Here is an 18,034-nt window from a genome sequence, read left to right as displayed (position 1 = left end):
CAGTGCTGGGTCGACACATCGAGCAAACCTACCAGGGCAGGGGGACATTCACTTTGTCTCGATTGTCGCCGAGATACAGCGCTGGAAGGAACCGGGAGAGGAACGTGAACTCGTTGTAGCAATGCATTAGCAGAGCGCGCCCGAATTCGTCCGAAAACATCGCGATGATCTCGTCTGGCTTTTTCCCTGTGGCGGGAAGGTCCTGGCCGAGGTAGAAGTGGCTACGTAAGACCAGGCCGCCGGGTGTGTCTCTGCCGATGTGAAGCAGACGGCTTCCCGAAATATGGCCGCCACGTACGGACTCCGGATCGTGTCCCATGGCAACGCATGCGCATACGGCGGCTGTGACGCGTTTTTCAGACCGCGCGGTGCGGTACCTGTCTGAATTGAAGAACTCGGTGGCATCGCGAAAATGAATCGCGAGCCTTGCAGCAGGTAAATCTGTAAACCGTTCTTCCACGAGATGAACGGAGCCGACGTGGGTTTGCGTTTCTCCTCCGGCCCATTCACTGCTCACGTGGTCTACTGGATGCCACCATCGATATTGTTGTGTGTTCGGGCGCGAGCGAAACCACCATTCGAACATTTCGCCGGTGCAGCCCTGCATATGCGTGCGGCATCCAACGTGCAATACCCCACTCGAAAGGCGCTCGTAGCCCGTTTCCAGCTGCAGCGGCGCTGCGTCGAGTAACAGATCCACTTCATCGAGTTTCATTTTCTGCTCCGTTCGCCGGTCCAAACCGGATCGATCAAAAAGACGTGGTTACGCCCAGTCGCAGGAGTGTCTGCGAGCCGGTGCTCGAAGCAGCCGTCGGACCGAAAACGCCGTTGATCCAGGCGCCGGTGGTCGGGCCATCGCCGCAGGCGTGCTGGTAGGCACCCTCGAGATATATTGCAGTCCGCTTGGACAGCCAATGCATCAAGGCCGCCGTCACCTGATGTGCCTTGTTGTGCTGCAAGACGGCATTGCCTCGCATGTATTCGTAATTTGCTCCGAGCGTCCAGGCGGGCGTGATGATCCAGTTAGCGCCGATCTGTCCGACATCGATTCGTGCATCGGTCAGCGTGTTCTTCGTGTTGGTGTAGAGCACCGTTGTTTGCACCGTTCCGAATGTATAGTGCGCACCTGCCCCGAAGTTGCGTATGCCGTCGTGGCCGTTGTTCATTTGCGGATACTTCACTTCCGTGTAGGCGGCGCCTATCCCGAAAGTACCGATCGAATAATTTGCTCCAAAACTTACGGTGTTGCCTGACGCAAAATCACCGGCCACGCCGCCGAAGCCGTAAAGCACACCGAACGTGAAACCGCTGATGTCGGGCGTTTTGTACTTCACAGAATTGGTCACGCGGCTCGACCCGGCGACACGATCGAAATCGAAGGAGCCCGTCGGATTGTTCGGAATTCCGAGGGCGGAGAACGGACCCTGGCGGAAGTTATATAAGCCCCCATACGCGAGGGCGCCGTCGAATCCGCCATTTTGGTCGTGCAAGCCGCCGAACAGCAAAGACTCCCACATGAAGTCCTGCTGATTGCCGAACGTCAAGTTTCCGAGATGGTCGTTGGCAAGCCCGACCCAGGCTTGCCGCCCGAATATCGCCCCCTCGTTTGGAATCGTTGTGCCATTCGACAGGTCGAATTGGCCCTCGAGCATGAATATGGCCTTCGTGCCCCCACCGATATCTTCGACGCCTCTCAATCCGAATACATTGGGTGCCCAGACACCCGTGTCAAGAAAGGTATTGCCGTGCCCTCCCTCATTGCTGACATACGTTACACCCGCATCGAGGAATCCGAAGAGCGTTACGTTGCTTTGAGCTTGGGCGAGGGGCACAACAACGAAAAGGGTAAGACCACAAACGATATTTTTCACTTAGGACTCCTAATCATGCGATACAAAGGCGAATACTTCATCTGCATGAGCTATGGGCGAGTCAATCGGCGGCAATATAGAGGCGTCGCAGTAGTGGGCTATCTTTCACCACCATCGCGGGCCCAGAAAGCGCAAATCTTCCGCGTTCCATGACGTAAGTTCGATCGGCGAGGTCGATCACCCGTTGGACGTCCTGTTCGACAATGAACATGGTCATCCCCGTATGCTTTAGTTCGCCCAATGTTTGATACAACCGATCCATCGTTAGCGGTGACAGGCCGAGGCTGATTTCGTCGAATATGATCACGCGCGGCCGCGCCATGACGGCCCGACCGATCGCCAGCATTTGTTGTTGACCGCCCGACAACGCAGTTCCGAAGTTGGCTCGACGTTCCCGCAAGTCCGGAAAGATGTCGTAGACATGCTTGAGTCGACTTGACATCTCAGCGCGCCCGACTCCGCGAGCGGCAAGCATAAGGTTCTCTTGAACGGTGAGTGAACCGAAAATGCGCCGACCTTCCATGCAATGCGCTACGCCGAGCCGGGCAATCTGATGTGGTGACGTTGGGGTTACCAATTGTCCGTTGATCCGAATGGTTCCTTCGCTCGGTCGAAGGCCGCCGCAGATTACGTTTGCAAGCGTCGTTTTACCTGCGCCATTGGTTCCCAGTATCGCTAAAACCTCGCCCTGATATATCTTCATGTCGATACCGTTCAAGACGCGCGCTTGACCGTAGCCGGCGTGAACGCCGGCGAGCTCTAGCAACGGAATTGGATCGACAGGATGCGGCGCTCTGGACGGCTTCACGGCCGCGACATCTACACGCGTCGGGGCGGCGATGCCGATTGGCGCAGATCGTATGCGTGCGGTGCCGAGGTAGATGGTGGCGACTTCATCACTCGCCAACACCGTGGACGTGGGGCCTTCCGCGAACGGCTTGCCGAAGTTCATCACGATTAATCGTTCGCATGTTTCACGAACTACACGTAGGACATGCTCGATAATCACGATCCCTTGCACGTCGACGCGCAGAGATCGAATCAACGTGACCAACTCTGAGATTTCGCTATCGACGAGGCCCGCACCCACCTCATCGAGCAATAGGAGAACCGGATCGAGTGCCAGTGCTCTCGCCAACTCGAGCCGCTTGCGCCGCAATAGTGGCAAATGCCGAGCGCGAGTATCAGCGGCGTCAAGCAATCCTGTGCGATCGAGAAGTCGATCGCAGACACCTTCGGCCGTCTTCTTTGGCGAAAAAGGATGGCGACTATAGCGTGCAGCGAGCAGGTTCTCGCGTACTGTCATGTGGAGAAAAGGGCGCGGAATCTGGCAAGTGCGCCCAATGCCGAGCCGCGCACGCTGACTCGCGTTCAGGCTGCTCACGTCGCGTCCATCGAAGTGGATTTTGCCCGAGTCGGGCTTGATCGCACCTCCGATCAGACCTACCAGGGTCGATTTGCCAGCTCCATTAGGTCCGATGACACCTAACACCTCGCCGCGTCTCAGCGTCAATGACATATGATCGGCGGCAACGATGCCGCCGTAGCGTTTTGAAAGACGCTCTGTCTCGAGCAGTGCAGCGGTGTTGCTCACGAGCTGTCTCCCTGCTCGAAACGTTGCTTCCATAGTCCCGCTAACCCGTCAGGAGCGAAGCGGAGGACCATAACGAGAACGGCACCGGTAATCATTAGATGCAATGCGGGCCAGTTGGCGAGTAACTCCCCAAGTAAGGTGACGAACAAGGCTCCCAGTAGTGGGCCAGTGCGCGTACCTTTTCCGCCAATCATTACAATCGACAGGGTGCCGAAGGTCCATGGCAGTCCGAACGATCCGTAGGGCTCGACCGCACCGACTTTCACTGCTTGCAGTGCCCCTGCAATGCTTGTCACGAAGCTCGCTATGAGAAAGGTTACGAGTTTGACCAGGAATGTCCGGACGCCGATTTGAGCGGCGGCGTCTTCATCATCGCGAACTGCGCGCAAAAAAATTGAAAAGCGTGAGCGGGTAGCCACCGATATGATGAGCGTGGTTATAGCCAACAACTCGAGTGCCAGCGTGAAAAGCGCATGCGGTCCCGGAGGATCCTTGGAAAGAAACAGGCCTGTTGCGCCGCCGAAGCCGCTGTAGTTGACCATGAAGAGCCGAAGCGCTTCGCTGAATGCCAGCGTGGCTACGGCGAAATACAAACCCCGCAGTCGGAATACCGCGCCGGCCAACAGTAATGCGATAACCGCACCGACGATACCGGCAAGTGGAAGTGCAAGGAGGAGCGGTGCGTTTGCCCGGTTGGTCAACACGGTAAACGCATATGCGCCAATGCCAAAAAACGCCGCGGTCCCGAGCGACACCATACCACCGTATCCCGCCATCAAGTTCCAGGCTTCGGCCAGCGCGATGGCCAGCAATAGCTGAAACCCAACCTCCAGGATATAGTCATTGGCGACGATGCTTGCCGTTGCTATTGTCGCGAAAACAACCAGTCCGAGGACTGCCCGCATGAACGGGGTTGAGCGGAAACAGGAAGTTCTTCGATACGGTTTTTCGGCAGTTGGCGACTGTGGCGACAGTGGGGGCAACGGTCGGTTGATCAACGGCGGCATTATGATGCTCCCGCTGCGGCAAAGCCGCGTGGTCGCAAAGTCAGGAAGACGAGTAGAAGAATGAGCCCGGCGAAATCGCGGTAGCCGTCACCAAACGTCAGTGCTGCAGTGCTTTGTACAAGACCCAGAACCATGCCGGCAAGGAGCGTTCCGAAGACGTTGCCAATGCCGCCCATTGCAACGACGGTGAAGCTACTCAGCAAATATGACGTACCGCTACTCGGGGAGAACGCAAACGCGGTGCCAATGAGTACGCCTCCCATAGCCGCACATGCAGCACCCAGCGCGAATGTCAGTGCGCGTACACGGTCGACGTCGACGCCGACTACCGCGGCCGCAAAAGGGTCGCTCGAGGCGGCCCGCAGGTCACGACCGAACGCCGTGCGCATGATGAGTTGATGGACGGCTGATATTGAAATGACAGAGAGGCCAAAGCCGATGACATAAATTTTTGCGACAGTGATCGATCCCCAGTGCACCGATTGTGCGGCGTATGCCGTGTCAATTGCCCGTGTGTCGGCGTGGAAAGCGAGCACATAGAAATTTTGGAGAATGATGGAAACGCCGAGCATCGTCATCATCGTTGCATCGGCCCCTTTGCTTGATAACGGCCGGATGAGTACTCGATGCAGCAGCAACGCGAGCCCTGCAGTGGCGCCACCGACTACCGGCAACGAAAGTAGCGGGTCGCATCCTGTCAGAAGCAACAAAAAATATTCAAGATAGGCGCCCGCGATCAGCAGTTCTCCGTGGGCGAGATTGAGCAACCGCATGACGCCCAATATGATGGACAGACCTAGAGCGATCAGCGCCAGCATGCTGCCCAGCAGCAGGCCTGACACCATGCTGTTGACTATGACAGTACTGTTTGCAAACTCAAGCGCAAGCATTGCCGCATCTCACCGGGTGTCACGGGTTGGCGGGAAAGGAAAAAGCAGCTTTCCCTTCGCCAGATTCCTCGGCCATACCGGTACGGCAACCCCGTTTTGCCATTGCATCATCGCGATGGGAATGCGTGAGGTGTGCTCGGAATCGAACTTTACCGGACCGACAACGTAGGTCTTGTTCGTGCTGCCGATTGCTGCATTGATCTTTTCGCGATCAAGGCTGCCGGCGCTCGCGATGGCATCGAGGAGGACTTGTGCCGCGGCGTACGAATCGGCGATGTGCTGGCTTTGCGTCTGCCTGGTTTCTGATTCAAAACGCTCGGCTAGTTGTGCCGCGCCGGGATAGGGAAAAGTGGGATCCCAATATCCCCCTACCAGGACGCCGTCTGCCAACTTCCCTAGAGCGCGAGCGAACTGCTCCGGTTCGGCGCCTTTTTCGATGTCGAGGATTTTGGGATAATACTCGGCCGACGCGATCTGCTTGCGCATCGCGATAGCCTGCGGAGGAATGGCATCTACCAGCACGATCTGCGCGTCAGCGGCTTTCGCTTCCTCGATCATTGACGTGAACTGCTGGCTGTCGACAGGGAAGCCGCTCGACTGAGAGATTGTGTATCCGCCGGTGCTGGAGGCCTCGGCCCAGATATGTTGCCGCAATTGCTGGCCATCGGGACCATTGTCCGAGAAGACAGCCACCTTTTTATTCGTAACGAGTCCATAGTCGGACATCATTCGAAATGTCGCGGTGCCCAGATCGCGTTCGTCGAAGAAGATGTCCCATGCATACGTCCATTTTCGAACCGATTTAAAATTCTCAAGCGGATCGCAACCCGTTACGAGAGGCACCTTTCTACGCTCTGCTGCCAGGGCGCCTGCATTCACCAGCGCCGGTGTACACGATCCGAGCATTGCGACGACGCCGTCCCGGGAGATCAACGTTTCCGTGTTACTTGCCGTAGCGTTGGGGTCTGTTTTATCGTCGCGAATGATGAGTTTGACTTTGTACTTGCGGCCGTCGACATTGAGTCCACCGTTCTTGTTGATGTCGAGAACCGCCGTTTCGTAGCCCCATTTCTGATACGCGCCGAAGCCGGCCAGTGGTCCCGATAGAGGCAGGGATGCCCCTATGGTCACTTCGTCAGCGGCAAGCGCGGGACCACTCAGTATCAAAGCCGTCAGTGTGGCGCAGAGACGCCTATTGTGTGAATAATCGCGCATGCGTGCGTCCTCGGAGATCGAGTGCGTTCGTGAGTGACGGCGAGATACCGACGATGTGGCCGAATCTCGGCAGCACCGTTTCGCCTCAGCGTTGTGAGGCGAAACGGTGCTGTGTGTATATTCGCGCGTCACTAAAACAAAATCTCGACGCGTGCGCGAAAGTCGTCATTCAGAAAGCGAATGTTGAAGTTGCCCCGCTTCGACGGACAAATCTGCGGTAGCGATCGATGTGCGATTTAACCGACGGTCGTATTGATGGCTATCGATTCTTTGAACGATGAGCCCACGGCTTCAGCCCATCGGTGCGGTTCGCTAATGTCCAGCAGCGCGCCGACGACGTTTTCGGCATTCGATCGGCTTATCCATGAACGAACGAAGGCGATCTGGCTCTCATGCGAACGATGCGCCGTCATGGCTGACGCGATGGCGGTCTCGACGTCCGCATCGGATGGGTGTTCACTTGGCAATCCCTCTAGTCTCGCGATGATCTCAAGATCGAGCTTGAGATGATTGGGCAACTTGCCTTCGTACGCGAGACGCCGGTATGCCTGGGGCGAACATCCAGACCGAGTAGAACCCGGCGGCAGCCGAAACTGTTAGCGCCGGTTCTTCAACTGCCCGATGTGAGCCTCGAAGGTAATAGCCACAGATGATGCAGGATCTGAACAACGAGAAAGTAGCGGATGTGTTGCTATCGTGGGTTCGCACTCACGTTCGCCATCAATGAGTTTCGATGACTGAGCCAATGGCTCTTGGCCACCTCGAGGGTACGGGGTGACCGCGGCCTGACATCGAGATCAAAAGCGCGTTCGTATTCCCGACGTCAACTCAATCTGGTTCTTTGCACCGAAAGTCGAGGCAACGGTATATCCGCCATGCAATCGCATATAGTCGCCAGCCAGATAAAGTTCCGTGCGTTTTGACAAGTGATAGAAGACCGAGCCGTAGAGCGTTTCTTTAAAACCGTCATGCAGTCCTGTTGAGCTGTTGAACTCACTGCCGAGGTTCGCGTTCGGAACGTTCCCGTCGATGCCATAGGCAGCGTGGTGCACGCGCATCTGTTGGTACCCCAGCTCATAGTCCAGTGATCCTCTCGGAGAGAGCTTGAATGAAACCGTCCATGCGTCATCGTGTCGCTTTCCAAGCGTGCCCTGACCGCCGGTGTAGTGAAAGTAGCCGGCGTTCATGCGAACGACATCAATGGAGTAGTTCCCGCCGAAGGAGAATGTCTGATTGGCCAAGCCTGCGTTGTTCACGTGACTATAGAATCCCGCGAGGTTGAATGCGCCACCGTTGTATCCGAGCGCGACCTGAGAGGTGCTACCCGATGCAAACGATGTCGAGTTACTGAATGCGTAGCCAGCGCTCGCGTAAAGACCGCTGCCGAACAACTTCTTCCACGCGATCCCATTGTCGTACCGCGTTCCGGTCGCGCTCCCGGCGTAGAAGATCATCTGTTTGAAGTTGTTCGAGTTCGTCCAACCTCCCTCTTCGGTGCCCAGCGCGGCGCTTCCGTACGGATCGCCATAAATGGCAGCTGCGTCGCGAGCGATGGTGTTCTGGAAGCCCGCCGTCAGCTTGCCGAGCACATCGTTTTGGATTCCCACCCATGCATCGCGATCGAAGATCTGGCCAGGGTCGTCCATCGTGCCGTTGGCTACGACGTATTCGCTTTCCAGCCGGAAGATGATCCTTGATCCGCCGCCAATATCTTCCTCTCCTTTCAAGCCCCAGCGGCTGCCGCTGAACCAGGGCTCTCCATGGAAGCCCACGCCAATCACATGACCGCCGTTGGCTGCGGCATGCGATTGATAACTTGGAAAGCTCAAATCCAGCAGGCCGTAAAGCTGCACGCTTGATTGTGCATTAGCGTTGCCCGCAGCCATAGCGCCAGTCAGTACGGCTAGTACGCCGCATGCTTTTCTCACGATCATGCCCCCATCGCCATATCCGTCGGCCACCCAGGCAGACGTACCGTTACCTGCAAGCCGACTCGCTCTGGACCTGAGGCCAACGTGACCGATCCACCATGAGCTTCCGCAACGCGACGAACGATTGCTAGACCCAGGCCTGTACCTTCCGCGGAGGATCTACCGCGATAGAAGAGATCGAAGACGCGCGGGCGCTCCTCAGCCGCGATTCCGGGGCCGTTGTCCTCCACCTCGAAAATGACTTCTTTAGCATCGAGGCGACAAGAGGCTGTTACGCGCCCACCTTCCTGGATATGGCGAATCGCATTCTCGATGACATTCTTCACGAGTGCCATAAGCAGGTTAGCGCTGCCGGATACGAAAAGCTCTCCCGCGAGTTCGGCTCCCAAATCGACATTGCGATGTTGTGCGGCTGTTGCAAGCTCCTCGATTGCTGTCGTGACAATGCCTTTCATGTCCACAGCCGCTCGCGCGGCGGGTGGAATCGTCTCGTCAGCTTGCGCAAGCAGCAACAACTGGTTGACGATGCCGGTCATTTTCCTGCCGGTGCAGCGAATACCGGCAATCGCCTCGCGGATCTCCGGGTCATCGTGTTCGCATCGAAAGGCGCATTGAACCTGGAGTTCAAGCAATGCAAGCGGGGTACGTAGTTGATGCGCAGCATCGGCAATGAATTCGCGTCGGCGGGTTACATCGAGCCTCAGACGCGCAGCGCACTGATTGAGCGCATCAGCGATAGGACGCAGCTCCGAATGGAGGTCCTCGAAGCGAATGGGCTCGAGCTGCGTCGGCTTGCGCTCGGCAATGTAATCCTTCATCCGGAGCAGCGGGCGAAGCTCGCTTGTCAAGATGAGGAATGCAAGGGCGGCCGTGAAGGTGAACATCACGCCCTGGATGGCCAACCGACAATACCAAGGCGCTGCCGCTATTTGAAACGCGATCGCGTTTTCGGCGAGCGCAAGTAGAGCAAACAGCAGCGTCATGCGCCAGAAGATGCGTGCACCCAAGCTATCGGTCGTCATGGTGTCTCCGCTTTCACGCCGATACGCCGGCGATCATGAGCGCGGCGAAGGCCGAGATACCGAGCTTGAGCAGCAACGTGCCAATGCGTTCGGGAATTATTTTCATCAAGCTGCCTCCCACATACGAACCGAGCGCTGATGTCAGGGTCATTGCCAATGCAACCTTCCAGTAGTGATAGAAGGAAAATCCGCTTATGACGAAGGCCGCGACCTTTGCTGAATGGAGCACGGTCATTTGCATGGCGTGGGTCACGATTACACGGTCTTTCGGCAGCCCTTGCTTGATGAGGACCGGTTGAGAGATCGTCCCAACGCTTGCAACGAAGAGCGACAGGAATGCCTGAATGCATCCGAGGATCATGAAGTTTCCAATGAATTTCCCTACGCAGCGCAGAACCGAGGTCCACGTGTAGAGGAGGATGAAAACGCCGAGCAGCTTCGAGAGGTTGGCATTCGGCACATTTCCGAGCAGCAGGCAGCCGACGCCCGCACCCAGCAGGACGCCCGCTGCGTAGGCGGGGAGTAATCGTGTTTCGGCAAGTTCGCGGTTCAAGTAGAACCGGCTTCCGTTGCTTACAAGCTGAATGAGTCCGTGAACAGGAACTACAGCGGCAAAAGGCAGGAAGGAGCACATGACGGCCAGCAGACCTATCCCGCCTCCGATGCCTACTGCTGCCGTAAACACGGAGGTTGTGAAGCTCGCGCCTGACAGAACGATAAGGGACGTGACAGGAGACACGGGTACCACCTTGCCGAAAGTGATGCATCGATTGAGGTATTGGACGATCTGGCAGCCCCGTATTTTCTTCTTGGCCTTAATGACGACATTTAAAATAGATGTAACGTTTTTTGTGAAATTTAATGTGGCAATTTTAAATTTTATGGTGCCATTTGAATATATCTAAGACGGTAATTTCCCAAATGTAAAGCTGTGCCGCAATATGGATATGCGAAGCCGATGTGCTGTGTTGCGAACTTGATCTTCAAAGGTCTGGTGTGAGCGTCGCCGTTGCTGCTCCCTGTTGTCACGGAGCGCAATGGGTTTGTCTTAGGGCGTGGTTTTTGCGATGCAGGTCCAAATCGGCCTGTCTCGATTCGTCGACGTCAATTGCAGTACGTTGTCGAGTGGCCCGAGCAACACCGCTCGCGTGTCGCGATACCGGATGGCGCATTCGTTTGCGTGCCAACAGAGCGTCGCAGTTCGCGATATAAAACCGGGGAGGCAGTGGATTCTGGTGATGCGACACGCGTGAATGGAAGGTGTCACGAATTTTGTGTGCTGAGATCGGTTAAAAAGTCTCAGCTGATGGCGGCGGTGAATCGCTCGCCGAATAGAATGGCGAACTGATTGACTGCTTGCCACCAAGTGATAGGCGGCATCTTCCAATCCTTTTCGATGTTGCGCAAGGCCAAGTACAGCAATTTGCTGGCGCCTTCGTCGCTGGGGAAATGACCGCGGTTCTTGACGATCTTACGCAACTGCATGTGCATGCTCTCGATCGCGTTGGTCGTGTATATGATCTTTCGTACTTCCGGCCTTGCTCTCATTGGCGCTGCCACATCGCCGCCTCGGCTGCTTCGGCGATAGCGGCCTGATAGATCGGCTTGAGCGCTGGTGCCAACGGCTTTCGTTCCTTCAAGCTCGCCAGATTCAGCGAATTGCGGATCAGGTGCACGATGCACATCTGGATCTGCGCGGCCGGATACACCGCTTCGATCGCCTCGGGGAAACCGCGCAAACCATCGACGACGGCGATCAGGATGTCGTGCAAGCCGCGGTTCTTCAGTTCGTTGAAGACCTTTAGCCAGAACTTCGCACCCGCGGTTTGCTCGATCCACAGACCTAGCACTTCCTTACGGCCGTCGGCCGAATGCCCATCGCGAGGTACACCGCCTTGTTCTTGACCGTACCTTCGTCGCGAATCTTCAGCCGCGGCGCGTCGAAATACACGATCGGATACATCGCCTCCAATGGGCGTTGTTGCCACTGTTCGACTTCGGCCAGCACCTCATCGGCGACGGTCGAAATCAGGTCGGGCTACACCTACAAGCCATACAACTCCAGCAAATGGCCTTGGATCTCGCGCACGCTCATGCCGCGCGCATACATGCTGATGACGTGATCGTCGAAGCCCAGTAGACGGCGCTGATATTTGCCCACCAACTGCGGCTCGAACGCGCCTGCCGGTCGCGCGGAATGTCCAGATTCAGCTTGCCGTTGGGCGTGATGACCGTCTTGCGGCTGGCGCCGTTACGGTGGTTGCCGGCCTTGCCTTGCTCAGCCTCGCTCTCCAGATGGTGTGTCAGCTCCGCCGCCAGCATGCGTTCAGCCAGTTGCTTCTTCAATTGCCCGGCTAAGCCCGACTTGCCCAGAACCGACTCGGCATCCTTGTTCTGCACCTGCGCGAGCAGTTGATCGATTAGATCATCGGGGAACAGCTTCGGCGCCTTCGGGATCTTGCTCTTCTTCGTCACAGTTGCTTCGGTCATAGGACGTAATTTCCGTTATCGTCTCATGACCTCGGCACACAGAAAATATGACAGGCTCCGCGTGCCCGTTCGATCCGAGTGCATCGAACGGAGACGCCACGCCGATTCGTCTCCGGTTTTAACTTCGAAACCTAGCGTTCAGCGAAGAGAGAAGTGTAGGGCGCTTTCTCAATGTCCGTGTCCACCGCCACAACCGCTGCCGTTTCCTCCACTGCTGCCCTGACCACCGTATCCACCGTGGCCTCCGCTTCCTCCATGGCCTTGACCACCGCCATGTCCCTCGCCACCGCCATGACCTTCGCCGCCGCCGTGTCCCGCGCCACCGCCGTGACCTTCGCCACCGCCATGGCCTTCGCCGCCGCCGTGTCCCGCGCCACCGCCGTGACCTTCGCCACCGCCATGGCCTTCGCCGCCGCCGTGTCCCGCGCCACCGCCATGACCTTCGCCACCGCCATGGCCTTCGCCGCCGCCGTGTCCCGCGCCACCGCCATGACCTTCGCCACCGCCATGACCTTCGCCACCGCCATGACCTTCGCCGCCGCCGTGACCTTCGCCACCGCCATGGCCTTCGCCGCCGCCATGGCCTTCGCCGCCGCCGTGTCCCGCGCCACCGCCGTGACCTTCGCCACCGCCGTGACCTTCGCCACCGCCATGACCTTCGCCACCGCCATGACCTTCGCCACCGCCGTGACCTTCGCCACCGCCATGGCCTTCGCCACCGCCATGGCCTTCGCCACCGCCGTGACCTTCACCACCGCCGTGACCTTCACCACCGCCGTGACCTTCACCACCGCCATGACCTTCGCCACCGCCGTGACCTTCGCCACCGCCGTGACCTTCGCCACCGCCATGACCTTCGCCGCCGCCATGACCTTCGCCACCGCCGTGCCCTTCACCACCGCCATGGCCTTCGGCCCCACCACCTCGCGTACCACCGCTTTGGCTGGTATTTCCGGAGCTGCTGCCCGTTGCACCGGAACTTTTCGCACCGACGTTTCCCGAACCGGATAGCGCTGCGACACCGCCTACTGCTGCGATCGCCCCTACCGCCGGACCTCTTTTTCCGGCAGAGGAACTTCGAGCGTTGCCGTCCGCCGTGCTAGCTCCATCGCGTGCCGCCGGTGCAAACTGTTCGCACTGTCCCTGTCGCTCGAAGTCGCATACACGGTCGTCATCGGCGGAAGAGGATAGAGAGCCCGCATTGGCCAACAGCGGCCAAGCTGTGCTTGCAGCTAACGTGAGACTGGCGCAGGTCTGGATCGCCAGAAAAATTTTATTCGTCTTCACTTTTGCCTCGTTAATCCATGAATTGATATGTTGATATTGCGTAGCTTTAATCGGCACAGGTGGATCTATCAGGATTCCAGGTGCGGTTCCGGTCGTCGGACAAATAGCTAATTTCAGTGGATGGCCACCATTAAAGTGAACGCATGAATGGAAAAATAATTGGTGGTTTTTGCGTCGAGGGAATGTTATGGAATGACGCTGCAATATGCGTTTCAGCTAGCGAAAAACTGCGTCGGCGGAACGAACCAGAGACGCGCTGAGTGGTAAGCGGCCTGCGCACGCATGCAGCTCTGTGCACGCGCACCCGTGTGATGCACCAGAAGATCCATAGGTGCGCCGCACCACGCTATGGGCGATAAGGATGAGCGGCGATAGCACAAGTCTGCCGATCGCGTGCGAAGTCGCCGCGGAATAAAGCCACCGTCGGCCGTGTTTTACGAATATGAAGTGAGCTTGAGAATCCGGGTTGCGGCGACGCTCAGACATGAGCGTGCCGTTTGCCGGTGGGAGGTTGCCGCATGAACACGCTTGAGATGGCCCGCGCAGCAGGATTCGTGATCCTGCTCGACGGAAAGATTGGCCGGGAGACCTATCATTCCGTCATAGGATCGCTTTCTACCCTTGAGCGATTCCAGGCGCTATGTCGCGAGGGCAGATGCGAGACCATCGGAGCTGGCGGAGCGGCGGTGACTTCCGATGATGCGACAGACATTCTGCCGCCCGGGAAAGAAGGTCGCGGATCATGAGCACACTAGCCGAAAATCTCATCACGTTGTTGGCACTTCCAACGCCGCACGGCACCCTTACAGAGCATCTGTTGCGCGAAATAGCTCGCCTTCTGATTGCCCGAGGCGTTGAGTAGATACCGCCAGTGTATGATTCAAGACGCTTATTCGAAATGAGAAATGGCCTCTCCAATTAGACCGGGGTGCCGTCGAAGACGGACGGCGGCAGAAAAAATCTTGATCCGTTCGCACTAATTTACGTAGTTTTTATCATTCCAGGAGCTCAATCCACATGATTCGACGATTCGCAAAACCTCTTTTCAGTTTGGCGATCTGCGCGGGCTTGTCTGCCAGTTGGATGCCAGCACACGCGGCTGCCGGCGTCAGTTTTATCGAGCCTACCGATGGCGCGACGGTAACCAATCCTGTGCACCTCAAATTTGCGGTGAGCGGTATGAGCGTTAAGCCGGCGGGCGACTTGATCGATGGAGCAGGGCATCACCATATCCTGATCGACGGTAAGCCGCTTCCGAAAGGGGAGGTCGTGCCGGCAAACGATCACGCCATCCATTATGGCAAGGGCCAAACGGAGGCCGACGTGACGCTGCCTCCGGGTGACCATACGCTCACGTTGCAGTTCGCCGACGGCGCACATCGCTCATATGGACCGGAGTGGAGCCAGACGATCAAAGTTCACGCCAAGTGAATTCACGCGGCTTCGAGCGCGGTACGAGCACCGAGCCGAGGCCCCGTTTTCCATCGCGTGCATGGGCGGAACATCGCAAGTTTTCGAGTGCGCATACGATGGGACGCGACTAGAACCATGCTGCAGGCGGCGTGCCGTGATCACTGCAATGGTCGGTACGACGGCTACCTCATTACCAAAGCGAACCTTTTCGAAAGCGTCGAGATAGTCGAATCTCAGGACGCTGTAATCCGGCGCGAGAAGGGCTTTCCGATCGAAATGCTTCTACCGCCAGAAGTAGCGCTTGTTCGTTCCAGCCGAATCCCCGGGCGACGTGCCTGCGTCCGTGGAGCCAGGGTTGTTAATTTCTCGTAGTTCCGCGAGCGAATTCTTTTCGCATCGTAGGCCGCCAGTTTCGCGTTGTTGTGCCGACCGACTGGATTAATCGGATACGCTTCCATTACTGATGGGAGGGGCAAGTGGGTATCGATAGGGCAGGCGAAAACGGCAAACCCGGTTTTCCCGAAGAGACCGGATCGGAATTGCTCCCGCAAGCAGCCTCCAACCTTCCCACTTCCGGTGCCGCCAGCAGCAACGCCACGCCGACTGGTCCGCTGAACGACATGCCACAGCGGATGGCACAAAGCGGACAACCAACGGAACGCCGTGTGCCGCGCCGGTTCGCGCTGAACTGCCTGCGGGGCGCAGTCGCAACCGCGATAGGCGTGAATGCATTCACGGGCAGCGACGCCGCCAAGCCCCCAGCGATCCGGTCGAAAAAGTCCCTTGCATTGAGTCGGCCTTCGCAACCCGAATCTATCCGTGATCTGGCTCCATTAGGTCCTCGCGACATCGGTCCCGGGGAGCGGCGATTGTTTGCGCAGCTTGCCCGGCGCGCTCACGCGATCGATCAATCCGGCTACTACGCCCCCGAGCGGTCGACTCGTGTCAACGGCCCGGCAGATGCGCTGCAAGTGGTTCGCTGCTATCAGGAGGGAATTGACCGACAGTCGCGCAAGTATGGAGTTCCCCAGGCTCTGCTTGAGGGCTTGCTCGCTTCAGAGGTCAACTTTGATACTCGATGGAGAGTTCACGATTCATTTGTCCAGGGCTGGTTTCACCTTGGGCGCGGCGTAGGCGCCTTCCGATTGCATTCTGAAACGCTATTTGCCTCCTGCGAATATTTGCGCGACGTGGTCGTGCCAACGGACCTGCTGGATGTCGGTCAGACGTCGCGGATCGACTTTTCCGTATTGACGGACTACGTAACCAACCCTCAAACGAACGGTTACAACCTCGACGATTTCGCCACGTACCATGAGACGGAGGCCGCAGCGATCATATCGCTATCGCTCGCGCATCAGATGTGGTCGGCAGGATGGAAGCAGCCCGATACGAAAACACCGTTTCGGTTTTCCGAGTTTATGAGTAGTAGCCTGTCGCCGACGCGGATGAGTACGCTCTTTGAAGCCTATCGCGCCGGTTCGAATGCGTTGGACGGGTTCAACGGCTACGACGACAGGCTGGGCGTGCACCGCATCATGTACGGCGCCGATGATTTTGCCAAGGCTGTTCACGACCCGCGTGCCGTCATGGGATACAACGCTTGGCAAGCAGAACCGTATTTCGAATACTTTGCCGCCCGAAAGTAACGTGTAACCTGCTGAGTCTAAAAGACCTCAAAAAATCAGCGATATGCAGAGCAGAATCGGTGTGGTTCGAAACCCGGTTTTTTTTGAGTTATGCGAGTTGCCTGCTCAAGGATGTCGTCTGTACATGGAAGCCCCCAAGGCAGCCATCGAATCGATCTGCGACTGTATCCAGCTACTGCAGCGTTTGCGCGTCTTCGGATCGACACGGATGTCCGGGCGCGGCCGTCCGGGATGCGCGGCATTTCGATGCATTTGGGCCGACGCAGGCGTGTGGCCGGGGCGCATCATGTTAATGCCGATCAGTTGCTCGGGATAGGGCAATATTCGCAGGGCGGTGCCGACGCTTTGTCTGTCAAATGCCCGACTATTCGCTGCGGCCAGATATTGATCGATGATTAACGCATTTGCATCGGCACGGGTCGGACCGATTTGTTGTTCCCGTGTGGGTACCCTGTTGAAGTGAATGAATTTCCGCAGATCGCGCACAGCTGTTTCTACGGTTCGTATGTCGAGATTCAATGTTCGGGCGATGTGCGGCACTAGCTCGTGAGCGGCCCATGGCGATATGGAAGCGAGCTCTTGCAGCGTGCCATGGCCCGCCGGAACCTTTCGTGCGATGAGCCCCAGGACGACCGAGTTGGTGAAGGTGTCGCGGTCGACGTGCTCGAGCGCCCGCGCGAGGGGCAGAACTTGTTCAAAGGTACCCGCCGCCAGCACATTCTTCGTGATTGACGTGGCGAGATGATCCGCTTTGCTCAATGGCTTGCCCATCACCTGCGGCATTGGAGTGGCTTTTATAGGCGATGCGGAAACGTGTCGAGCTTGGGCCTTGGGCGGGGCGACGGCGACCGCCTGAAGCTGTACTGCGATGTCACGGAACTTTTGCGGCTGCTGCGCCCGAGCCAGAGAGTGCGCGAGTAACCCGATGTCAGTGACGCTAAGCTGCTTCGGTGCACAGTCGCGAATGCGATTCGTGACCGTCTCCCACAACTGCTGATCCAATTGATCCGATTTCTGGGGGTCACTTTCCGGAACCCGAAGCACCTCTTGTTTTGCCCATCTATCAATGTCGATGGCAGCTTGAATGGATGCGGGACTCATTTGACAAAGTATTCGTGGAAGTTCGGCGAACGTATCGGGGTCGCGCAAACTTCCATCCGGCGCCGGGCCGAGTGCTACTCTCAGACCCTCAACCAGTTCAGGCGGCCATTGTTTCATTTGCCCGCTGACATTGCCCTGTACGCTTCCATTCGACGAGTGGGATTGTTTTTGATTGGGATTCGGCCGGCCCGGCGCCGCATTCAGACCATCGATGGGACTGCTCGGTGGCGTGGAGGGCTTCGCCTTTGCCTGTACGTTTTGCGACTGCGGCGAAAAAAACTGCGCCAGCAGTTCCTCGGTTGTTGGGTCAGACCTTAGATAGGCCAGTAGATTTACGCCCAAACCCATAATCGATGCTCCCGACAGACATGGCCGAAGTGCTCTGCTTCGAGCCAAAGCCAATATGAACAAGCGGGCTGCTGCACGAACTGTCGAGCAGGCAGCGTACTGCGATGTTTAATCAATTGAAACGGAATGTTGCTTTTACCGGCGAGATTAAACGCCCAGGCCAAAAGTTATCTTCGCAAATGCGAAATATGGATGGCATATGGCGAACGATTGGCG

Annotated in this window: 15 protein-coding genes and 1 pseudogene; 4 read left to right on the top strand and 12 right to left on the bottom strand. The window is 57.4% G+C overall.

Translation table 11 applies throughout. The features are described from left to right. Positions 1-28: 28 nt before the first annotated feature. The 11 genes and pseudogenes from ACSQ20_RS10735 to ACSQ20_RS10685 all read right to left on the bottom strand — a co-directional run bounded on the left by ACSQ20_RS10735 (position 29) and on the right by ACSQ20_RS10685 (position 12,020). The gene (locus tag ACSQ20_RS10735) at positions 29-715 is read right to left on the bottom strand and encodes a DAPG hydrolase family protein (protein WP_436019701.1); all 687 of its coding nucleotides are present in this window, start codon (positions 713-715) and stop codon (positions 29-31) included. A 34-nt stretch (positions 716-749) separates the two neighbouring features. Further along, a complete protein-coding gene (locus ACSQ20_RS10730; RefSeq protein ID WP_436019699.1) occupies positions 750-1,871 on the bottom strand; it encodes a porin in 1,122 nt (373 codons plus the stop codon). 61 nt (positions 1,872-1,932) lie between these two features. Then, positions 1,933-3,390: an ATP-binding cassette domain-containing protein gene (locus ACSQ20_RS10725; RefSeq protein WP_436023040.1), complete on the bottom strand. Its 1,458-nt coding sequence runs from the start codon at positions 3,388-3,390 to the stop codon at positions 1,933-1,935. 71 nt (positions 3,391-3,461) lie between these two features. Beyond that, on the bottom strand, positions 3,462-4,472 hold the full coding sequence (locus ACSQ20_RS10720) for a branched-chain amino acid ABC transporter permease (RefSeq protein WP_436019697.1): 1,011 nt from the start codon (positions 4,470-4,472) through the stop codon (positions 3,462-3,464). After that, positions 4,472-5,362 (bottom strand): branched-chain amino acid ABC transporter permease, encoded by an 891-nt coding sequence (locus tag ACSQ20_RS10715; protein WP_436019695.1) that lies wholly within the window; start codon positions 5,360-5,362, stop codon positions 4,472-4,474. The genes ACSQ20_RS10720 and ACSQ20_RS10715 overlap by 1 nt, the downstream gene beginning before the upstream one ends. Positions 5,363-5,371: 9 nt before the next feature. Beyond that, positions 5,372-6,577 carry an amino acid ABC transporter substrate-binding protein gene (locus ACSQ20_RS10710; protein ID WP_436019693.1) on the bottom strand — a complete coding sequence of 402 codons (1,206 nt, stop codon included), beginning with the start codon at positions 6,575-6,577 and terminating at the stop codon, positions 5,372-5,374. Positions 6,578-6,813: 236 nt separating this feature from the next. Then, on the bottom strand, positions 6,814-7,095 hold the full coding sequence (locus tag ACSQ20_RS10705; protein ID WP_436019691.1) for a hypothetical protein: 282 nt from the start codon (positions 7,093-7,095) through the stop codon (positions 6,814-6,816). A gap of 279 nt (positions 7,096-7,374) precedes the next feature. Continuing rightward, complete coding sequence (locus tag ACSQ20_RS10700; protein ID WP_436019689.1) at positions 7,375-8,511, bottom strand: porin; 1,137 nt, start codon at positions 8,509-8,511, stop codon at positions 7,375-7,377. Next, positions 8,508-9,530: a sensor histidine kinase gene (locus tag ACSQ20_RS10695; RefSeq protein ID WP_436019687.1), complete on the bottom strand. Its 1,023-nt coding sequence runs from the start codon at positions 9,528-9,530 to the stop codon at positions 8,508-8,510. The genes ACSQ20_RS10700 and ACSQ20_RS10695 overlap by 4 nt, the downstream gene beginning before the upstream one ends. A 13-nt stretch (positions 9,531-9,543) precedes the next feature. Further along, entirely contained in the window at positions 9,544-10,269 is a 726-nt protein-coding gene (locus ACSQ20_RS10690) for a TSUP family transporter (protein WP_436019685.1), read from the bottom strand. Positions 10,270-10,829: 560 nt separating this feature from the next. Further along, a pseudogene (locus ACSQ20_RS10685) lies at positions 10,830-12,020 on the bottom strand (IS256 family transposase). A 171-nt stretch (positions 12,021-12,191) separates the two neighbouring features. Between ACSQ20_RS10685 and ACSQ20_RS10680 the strand changes: the two are divergent. The 4 genes from ACSQ20_RS10680 (at position 12,192) to ACSQ20_RS10665 (ending at position 16,369) form a co-directional block, all read left to right on the top strand. Next, positions 12,192-13,031: a hypothetical protein gene (locus tag ACSQ20_RS10680; protein ID WP_436019683.1), complete on the top strand. Its 840-nt coding sequence runs from the start codon at positions 12,192-12,194 to the stop codon at positions 13,029-13,031. A 794-nt stretch (positions 13,032-13,825) separates the two neighbouring features. Continuing rightward, positions 13,826-14,053 carry a hypothetical protein gene (locus tag ACSQ20_RS10675; protein WP_436019681.1) on the top strand — a complete coding sequence of 76 codons (228 nt, stop codon included), beginning with the start codon at positions 13,826-13,828 and terminating at the stop codon, positions 14,051-14,053. A 271-nt stretch (positions 14,054-14,324) separates the two neighbouring features. Beyond that, the gene (locus ACSQ20_RS10670; protein ID WP_436019679.1) at positions 14,325-14,738 is read left to right on the top strand and encodes a DUF4399 domain-containing protein; all 414 of its coding nucleotides are present in this window, start codon (positions 14,325-14,327) and stop codon (positions 14,736-14,738) included. A gap of 458 nt (positions 14,739-15,196) precedes the next feature. Next, complete coding sequence (locus ACSQ20_RS10665; RefSeq protein ID WP_436019677.1) at positions 15,197-16,369, top strand: hypothetical protein; 1,173 nt, start codon at positions 15,197-15,199, stop codon at positions 16,367-16,369. A gap of 105 nt (positions 16,370-16,474) precedes the next feature. On the opposite strand, the gene ACSQ20_RS10660 is transcribed toward ACSQ20_RS10665, so the two are convergent. After that, positions 16,475-17,818, bottom strand: coding sequence for a hypothetical protein (locus ACSQ20_RS10660; protein ID WP_436019675.1), 1,344 nt, complete (start codon positions 17,816-17,818; stop codon positions 16,475-16,477). Between the last annotated feature and the right edge of the window lie 216 nt (positions 17,819-18,034).

This window comes from Trinickia sp. LjRoot230 (assembly GCF_964253315.1).
Classification (GTDB): Bacteria; Pseudomonadota; Gammaproteobacteria; order Burkholderiales; family Burkholderiaceae; genus Trinickia.
This window is presented reverse-complemented; position numbering and strand designations above follow the sequence as displayed.